This is a genomic window from Streptomyces javensis, assembly GCF_039525925.1.
Lineage (GTDB): Bacteria > Actinomycetota > Actinomycetes > Streptomycetales > Streptomycetaceae > Streptomyces > Streptomyces asiaticus.
The window spans coordinates 1-8,380 of record NZ_BAAAIF010000157.1 but is presented as its reverse complement, the minus strand read 5'-3'; the positions used below and the strand labels follow the sequence as shown (position 1 = coordinate 8,380).

Genomic DNA, 8,380 nt, shown 5'->3' with positions numbered 1-8,380 from the left:
CCGCATCCGGCGCCCGGACCACCCGCTCCTCGAACAACTCCACCACCGAACGACCCGGCACCTCACACACCGTGTCATTCCAGTCCCACACCACCGAACGCGTCTCGGCCTCGTCCAGCACGTCGATACGGCCGACGGGCAGCCCGGAATCGGCGACGAGGGCGTGCAGGACCCGTACGAAGCGGTCCAGGAACCGCTGGGCAGCGGTCTCGTCGAAGACATCGGGCCGGTAGTTCAGCCTGAACAGCATGGTGTCGCGCGCGGAGCCGACCAGCATCAGCGGGTAGTGGGTGGCTTCGCGGTCCTTGCTGGGGACGAGTTGGACGGCGGCGGCGATGCCCTCGTCGGCGGTGGTTGCGCGGTCGACGGGATAGTTCTGGAACACCATGGAGGTGTCGAAGAGCTCGCCGTGGCCAACGGCGCGCTGGATCTCGGCGAGTTCCAGGTGCTGGTGCGGGGTGAGCCGGGTCTGCTCGGACTGGACGCGGGTGAGGAGTTCGGCGAACGGCTCGGCGGCTCGCAGCCGTATCCGGGTGGGCAGGGTGTTGATGAACAGGCCCACCATCCGTTCGACGCCGTCGATCTGCGGCGGGCGCCCGGAGACGGTGGTGCCGAAGACGATGTCGTCGCGTCCGGTGTGCCGCCCGAGGGTGATCGCCCAGGCGGTCTGCACAACGGTGTTGAGGGTGACGCCGCTGCTCCGGGCGATCTCGCCGAGGGCCGCGGTGTCGGCCTGGGAGAAGGAGGCGAGGACCTCGGCGGAGGCGACCGTGGTTCGGGCGACGCCGGGTGCCACCGGGCCGGGTTCGGCGAGGTCGGCGAACGCCTCGCGCCAGGCGGTGCGGGCCGCCTCACGGTCCTGTGCCGCCAGCCAGGTGAGGTAGTCGCGGTAGGGGCGTACGCGGGGCATGGCGCTGTCGTCGCCGTGGGCGTCGTACAGCGCGCACAGTTCACCCATGAGGACGGGCAGCGACCAGCCGTCCAGCACCAGGTGGTGGTTGGTCAGCACCAGCCGGTGGAGCGAGGCGCCCATCCGGATGAGCGTGAAGCGCAGCAGCGGGGGCCGGGTCACGTCGATCCGGGTGCTCCGGTCGACGGCCATGGCCTCGGCCGCGGCCGCGGGCCGCTCGTCCTCGGGCAGCGCGGTCAGGTCGGTCTCGGTCCAGGGCAGTGGCACGGTGCGCATCACCACCTGCGCCCAGTCGCCGTTCTTGCGCTGCCGGAAGGCGGCGCGCAGGGTGGCGTGGCGGGTCAGGAGGGCCTCGGCGGCGGTGCGCAGGGTGGCCGTGTCCAGCGGGCCCTCGATGTCGAAGGCCGCCTGGACGACGTAGGGGTCGAGTTCGCCCTGGTCGTAAACGCTGTGGAAGAGCAGGCCCTCGTGGAGCGGGGCGAGCGGCAGGATGTCCTCGATCTTCCGCGGGGTGCGACTCACTTTCGGGCCTCTTCTTCGTCTTCAGGAGCGTGTACGTCGTCGTATGCGGCCGGCTCTTCGTCGTCCGGCATGTCGTCGAACAGGTCGCCGAGTTCGTCCTCGAACGCCTCGATCTCGTCCTGGGTGATCGAGGACAGGGAGACATCCGAGGGGGTGAGCCCTCCGGATTCGGGGTTCTCGGCGTGGGCCACCAGGGCTTCGAGCGCCCGGAACCACAGATCGGCCAGTTCGCGGACCTCGTCCTCGTCGAGGATTCCGCGGGCCCAGGTCCAGTCCGCGACGAACTGCGATCCCTGGGGGCCGTCATGGGTACGGGCGGTGAGCTCCAGGGCGTGGGCGAGCGGCAGGTGCGGCGGGTCGCCGGCCACGCTGTCGATGCCGAGGAGCGGGGTCCAGTCGACGTCCTGGCCGGCCGCCGTGGTGGAGAAGCGGCCCAGGTAGTTGAAGGCGACCTGGGGATCCATCAGTCCCGCGAATCCCTCGGCCGTGGCGGGGTTGAGGTAACGAACGAGGCCGTAGCCCATGCCCTTGTCGGGCACGGCCCTGAGCTGTTCCTTGATCCGTTTGAGGATGTCTCCCGCGCTTCGGCCGCCCGCGAACGCCTCGGCGAGGTCGGTGGCGCCCGTCTCCAGGCGCACGGGGTAGAGGTTGGTGAACCAGCCCACCGTGCGCGACAGATCGGCGCCCCGGACGAGGTGCTCCTCGCGGCCGTGCCCCTCCAGGTCGAGCAGGAGGCCGGTCTCGCCGCGCCACTGTTCCCAGGCCACGGTGAAGGCGGTCAGCAGGACGTCATTGACCTCCGCGTTGAACGCGGCGGGCACTCGGGTCAGCACGGCTTCGGTGACGCTCACCGGAAGGGTGAGACTGATGCGTTCCGCGGCCGCGGTGGTGTCCCGGGCTGGGTCCAGCGCACGCCGCCCGAGGCGGCGATCCTCCCTCCGCAGGGTCTCCTGCCACCAGGCCGCGTCGGCGACCCAGGCCGGTGCGGCCGCCTCCTCGGTCAGCCGCTGGGCCCAGCGGCGCAGCGAGGTCCCCGCGGGCTGGAGTTCGGGCGTGCGACCGGCGGCGATGGCCTCGTGTGCCTCCGCGAGGTCGGGTACCAGGATGCGCCAGGACACCCCGTCGACGGCCAGGTGGTGGACGAGGAACAGCAGCAGGCCCGGTGTGTCCGCGCCCCGGTCGAACCACACGACCTGTACGACCGTGCCGCGGTCCAGGTCGAGCCGGTCCCTGGCGCTCTCGCTCTCGGCCCGTACCAGAGCGTTGAGCGCGGGTTGGTCGAGTTGCCGACCGCCTTGTCCGGTCGCCGGCACGCGGTGCACCAGGGGCGCGGCGTCGACCGTGCCGGGCGCGCGTATCTCCAGTCGGCGTTCGGGGCCGGCGGTGAGCCGGGCCCGTAGGGCGTCGTGGTGGTCGAGGAGTGTCCGGACGGCCCGGGTGAGTGTGTCGAGGCGCAGCGCCGCGGGGGTCTGGAGGAGGACGGACATGTTGAACCCGTCCAGGTCCGCACCGCGCCGCAGCAGCCAGTGCGCGATCGGGGTGAGGGGCACCTCGCCGACGCCGGCGCCCGGCTCCTCGGCCGCGGTCCCCTCCACCTCCGTGACGACGTCGGCGAGCGCGGCCACCGTGCGGTGCTCGAAGATGTCGCGCACCGCGAGTTCGAGTCCGGCCCGCCGGGCGCGGCCGACGAGCTGGATGGACATGATGCTGTCGCCGCCGAGGTCGAAGAAGCCGTCGTCGATGCCGACCCCGTCCAGCCCCAGCACGTCGGCGAACAGCCCGCACAGGGTCTTCTCCCGCTCGGTGCGCGGTCCTCGTCCCGTGCCGTCGCGGTCCGTGGCGGGGGCGGGAAGCGCGCGCCGGTCGAGCTTTCCGTTGACGGTGAGGGGCAGTTCGGACAGGACCGTCACGGCCGACGGGACCATGTAGTGCGGCAGGTGCTGTTCGAGGTGGGTACGCAGGGTGGGGGCGAGGTCGGCCTCGTCGTGGGCGCCTTCCGGTACGACGTAGGCGACCAGCCGGGTCGCCCCGGGGGTGTCCTCGCGGGTGACGACGACCGCCGTGTCGACGTCCGGATGGTCGCCGAGTACGGCTTCGACCTCGCCGGGTTCGACGCGGAAACCGCCGATCTTCACCTGGTCGTCGACGCGCCCCAGGAACTCCAATTGCCCGAGGCGGTGCCAGCACACGATGTCGCCGGTCCGGTACATCCGGGAGCCGGGGGCGCCGAACGGGTCGGCGACGAAGCGTTCCGCGGTGCGGCCGGGCCGGTTCAGATAGCCGCGGGCCAGCTGGGCGCCGCCGATGTAGAGCTCACCGCGCACACCGGGCGGCACCGGCCGCAGGTGTGCGTCGAGCACATGGACCTGGGCGTTCCACAGCGGCTGGCCGATGGACGCGGACGACGGCCACTCGTCGGTGTCCTCGGGGAGCGTGGTGGACGTGGCCGCGTGGGTTTCGGCCGGGCCGTAGATGTTGTGCGCCATGTGGCGCCAGTCGCCCGCGCAGAACCGGCGCAGCTCGCCGCTGAGCCGGAACTGTTCGCCACCCTGGAAGATGTCGGTGAGCGAGTCCAGTGGTTCGCCGCTGTCCTCGGCGGCCGCGAGCACCGCGTCGATCATCAAAGTGGGCGCGAACAGCTCATTGACACCGTGGTGGGCGATCCAGCGGACCAGTTCGTAGGCGTCGCGCCGGACGTGTTCCTCGGGCAGGACGAGTGTTTTGCCCGCCACCAGCGCTTGGAGGATCTCCTGCACCGCGAAGTCGAAGGCGACGGCGAGGAACTGGGCGGTGCGGGTGCCGACACCGCCGCTGTAGGTGCCGGTGTGCCAGGCGAGCAGGTTCATCAGCGACGCCATGGGCATCACCACACCCTTGGGGGTCCCGGTCGAGCCCGAGGTGTAGACGACGTACGCCGGGTGGCGCGGGTCGAGCGGGCGTATCCGGTCGTCGTCCGTGAGATCGGTGGCCGGGGCGTCGGCGAGCGCCCGTACGGTGGCCGGGTCGTCCAGGACGAGGCAGTGGGCCGGGCCGGTGCCCAGATGGGGGCGGGTGGCCAGGTCGGTGATCAGGGCGCGGGGCGCGCAGTCGTCGAGAATGGCGCGCAGCCGCTGCTCGGGGGCCGAGGTGTCGAGGGTGAGGTAGGCGGCGCCCGTCTTGAGGACGGCGACCAGGGAGACGATCATCTCCGCCGACCGGGGCAGGGCGATCGCCACGATGTCCTCGCCCCCGATTCCCTCGGCGGCCATGAGCCTGGCCAGCCGATTGGCCCGGGCGTTGAGCTCCTCGTAGGAGAGGGTGGTGTCCTCGGAGATCAACGCGGTGGCACCGGGCGCCACGGCGGTCTGCCGCTCGAACAGTACGGGCACGGTCTGCGGCGGCACCTCGTGCGAGGTTCCGTTCCAGTCGCGCAGGATGTGCCGGGTTTCGGTGGGCGTCAGGATGTCGAGCTGCCCGACGGTGCGGTCCGGGTCGGCCACGACGCCTTCGAGCACCCGCAGCAGACGATCGGCGAAGCCGTCGGCGGTCTCCCGGTCGAAGAGGTCGGCGTTGTACTCGACCGCGGCGTGCATGCCGGTCGGCTCGCCCGCGGGCCCGTAGGTCTGGTCGAAGAAGAACGCGAGGTCGAACTTGGCACGTCCGGTCTCCGGTGCCCGTACGTCCATGGTCAGGCCCGGCAGCCTCAGCACTTCGAGGGCGTCCTGGTTGTTGTCGAAGCCCAGCAGCACCTGGAACAGGGGGTGGCGGGCGAGCGAGCGGACGGGGCTCAGCACCTCGACGAGCCGTTCGAAGGGCAGGTCCTGATGCGCGTAGGCGCCGAGGTTCGTCTCCCGGACCCGGCCGACGAGTTCGGTGAAGGTGGGGTTGCCGGAGGTGTCGGTGCGCAGCACCAGCGTATTGACGAAGAACCCGACCAGGTCCTCCACTGCGGCGTCGGTGCGGCCCGCGATGGGGCTGCCGATCGGCACGTCCGTACCGGCCCCGAGGCGGGTCAGCAGCGTCGCCAGGGCGGCCTGCACCACCATGAACAGGCTCGACCGCGTGTCGCGCGCCAGGTGGGCGAGGCCCGCGTGAAGCTCCGCGGGAACCTCGAAGCTGATGCGTCCGCCCTGGTGGGACTGGCGCGGTGGCCGGGGCCGGTCGGCGGGCAGCTCCAGCTCTTCCGGGAGCCCCGCGAGTGCCTGCTTCCAGTGGGCGAGTTGGCGTGAGATCTCGCTGTCGGGGTCGTCCTCGGCGCCGAGCACCTCACGCTGCCACAAGGTGTAGTCGGCGTACTGCACCGGCAGCGGCCGCCACCGCGGGGCCTCGCCCGTGTCCACGCGCGCCGTGTACGCGGACGACAGATCGCGGGCCAGCGGGCCGAGCGACCAGCCGTCGCCCGCGATGTGGTGGACCACCAGGACGAGGACGCACTCCCCGGCTTCCGTGGTGAACAGCCGGCCCCGGACCGGGAGTTCGCGGGTGAGGTCGAACGGGTGGGAGGCCGCGGCCCGCACCCTTTCGTCCAGTTCCTCGGGGGTGACCGTCTCCTCGATCAGCTCCGGTCGCGCCTGCTGGGCGGGCAGGATGACCTGCCGCGCGCCGGCCCCTTCCGCCGTCTCCTGCGCGAACAGCGTGCGCAGGCTCTCGTGGCGGGCGACGACGTCGCCCATGGCCAGGCGCAGCGCGGTGCGGTCGAGGGCGCCGACCAGCCGCAGGGTGACCGGGATGTTGTAGGTGGCGCTGGGGCCCTCCAGGTTGTGCAGGAACCACAGCCGCTGCTGAGCGTACGAGAGCGGAACGCGCGGCGGGCGCGGGGCGGGGGTCACGGGGGGCCGGGCGCCGGACGCCTCGTCGAGCACCGCGGACAGACCGGCGACGGTCGGGTTCTCGAAGAGCCGGCGGATGGAGATCTCCGCGCCGAGCACCGAGCGCACGCGGCTGAGCAGCCGTACGGCGGACAGGGAATGGCCGCCGCGGGCGAAGAAGTCCTCGTCGATGCCCACGGAGGGGACGCCCAGCATCTCCGCGAAGAGGGTGCACAGGATCTGTTCGCGCGGGTTGCGCGGCCCGCGCGACGGCTCGGACCGCGGGTCGGGTGTGGTGGCCTCGCCCGTACGCTCGGCGGCGGTCTCGACCAGCCGGAGCTCCCCGTCGGGGGACCAGCGGGCCGACAGACCGGTGTGGTGCATCGTGCTGCCGTGGTCGAAGGGGCACGGGAGCGGCCGACGGGCGTCGGCGGCATCGGCGCCGTCCCGGCCGGCCGGGGCCGGGCCGTCGTGCGCCACGTACAGCTGCCCGGGGACACCGGGAGCCACCGGGCGGAGGGCCTCGTCCAGCAGATAGACCCGGGTGCCGCGCACCGCGTCCGGCAGCGTCACGCGCGACAGCACGGCGGCCACACCCGGACGCCGGGTGTCGCTCCACTCCTCGAGGACGGCCATCCGCTCGGCCGCGTCGAGTATCCCGGCCTCGGAGACCCGCCGGTCCGGTTCCCCGGCCATGGCGGCCAGCAGCCGCAGGTAGCGTTCGCGGAGGGAACGGGCCGTGCGAGCGTCGAAGAGGTCGGCGCTGAACTCCAGGTCGGCGGCGATGCCCACGGGCCTCCCCGCATCGTCGAACCGCTCGGTCAGCTCGAAGTTGAGGTCGAACTTGGTGTCCTCGATCGGGAGCCGCTGCAACTCCACGGCGAGCCGCGGCAGCCGGGCGACCTCGGCGACCGTGGCCCGGGGGTCGGTGTGGTGGAGGGACAGCGACACCTGGAAGAGCGGGTGCCGGGAGAGTGAGCGCTCCGGGTTGACCACCTCCACCAGCCGCTCGAACGGCAGGTCCTGGTGTGCGTACGCCGCCAGGCTCCGCTCCCGGACCCGATCGATCAGCTCGTTGAACGTCGGATCGCCCGAGGTGTCCGTGCGCAGCACCAGCGTATTGGCGAAGAACCCGACCAGTTCCTCCACTGCCGTGTCGGTGCGTCCGGCGATCGGCGTGCCGATGGGGATGTCGGTGCCCGCGCCGAGCCGGGTCAGCAGCGCCGCGAGCCCGGCCTGCAACACCATGAACAGACTGGAGCGGGTCTTGCGCGCCAGTGCGTACAGCGCCTGATGGAGTTCGGCGGGGATGCGGAAGGAGTCCTGGCCGCCGCGCTGCGTCAGCTCGTCGGTGCGCGCGCGGTCGGCGGGCAGCGCGAGTTCGTCCGGGATTCCCGCCAGCGCGGTGGTCCAGTAGGCGAGCTGGCGGGAGAGCTCGCTTTCGGGGTCGTCCTCCCGTCCCAGGACGGCCCGCTGCCAGAGGCTGTAGTCCGCGTACTGCACCGGCAGCGGTTGCCACCGAGGGGCCTCGCCCGTCTCGACGCGCGCCGTGTACGCCGTCGCCACGTCACGCGCGAGGGGTCGCATCGACCAGCCGTCACCCGCGATGTGGTGCAGGAGCAGCAGGAGTACGTGCTCCTCCGGTCCCAGTTCGAACAGCGTGACCCGCAGCGGCGGTTCATGGGACAGATCGAAGACATGCCGGGCCTCGGCGGTGAGCTCCGCCTCGAGTCGGTCCTCGGCCACCGTCCGCACGCCGAGGTCGATCGCGGCGTGGCGCGGTTCCAGGACGACCTGGGTGAAGCCCTCTTCGTCCTCGGCGAAGACGGTGCGCAGGCTCTCGTGGCGGGCCACCACATCGCCCAGGGCCAGCCGCAGCGCCTCCCGGTCCAGAGGACCGGTCAGCCGCAGCGCGCCGGGCGCGTTGTAGGCGGTGTTTCCGTCGCCCAGCAGGTCCAGGAAGCGGAGGCGGGCTTGCGCGTACGAGACGGGGACGCGGGACGGGCGCGCCGTCGCGGTCAGGGCGGGGCGAGCGACGGAGGTGGCGAGGGCCATCCGGTCCAGGGCGGTGGAGATGCCCGCGACGGTCGGGGTCTCGAAGAGCTGCCGGATGGGCAGCTCCGCCGCCAGGACACTACGGACCCGGCTGACCAGCCGCGTG

2 protein-coding genes are annotated in these 8,380 nt (G+C 72.1%); both read right to left on the bottom strand.

What is annotated here, in order from left to right:
• Positions 1-1,432: condensation domain-containing protein (locus ABD329_RS47005; protein ID WP_344318155.1), on the bottom strand; the 1,432-nt coding region annotated here is incomplete at its 3' end.
• Positions 1,429-8,274 carry an amino acid adenylation domain-containing protein gene (locus ABD329_RS47000; RefSeq protein ID WP_425574481.1) on the bottom strand — a complete coding sequence of 2,282 codons (6,846 nt, stop codon included), beginning with the start codon at positions 8,272-8,274 and terminating at the stop codon, positions 1,429-1,431. The genes ABD329_RS47000 and ABD329_RS47005, both read right to left, overlap by 4 nt.
• Positions 8,275-8,380 lie beyond the last annotated feature (106 nt).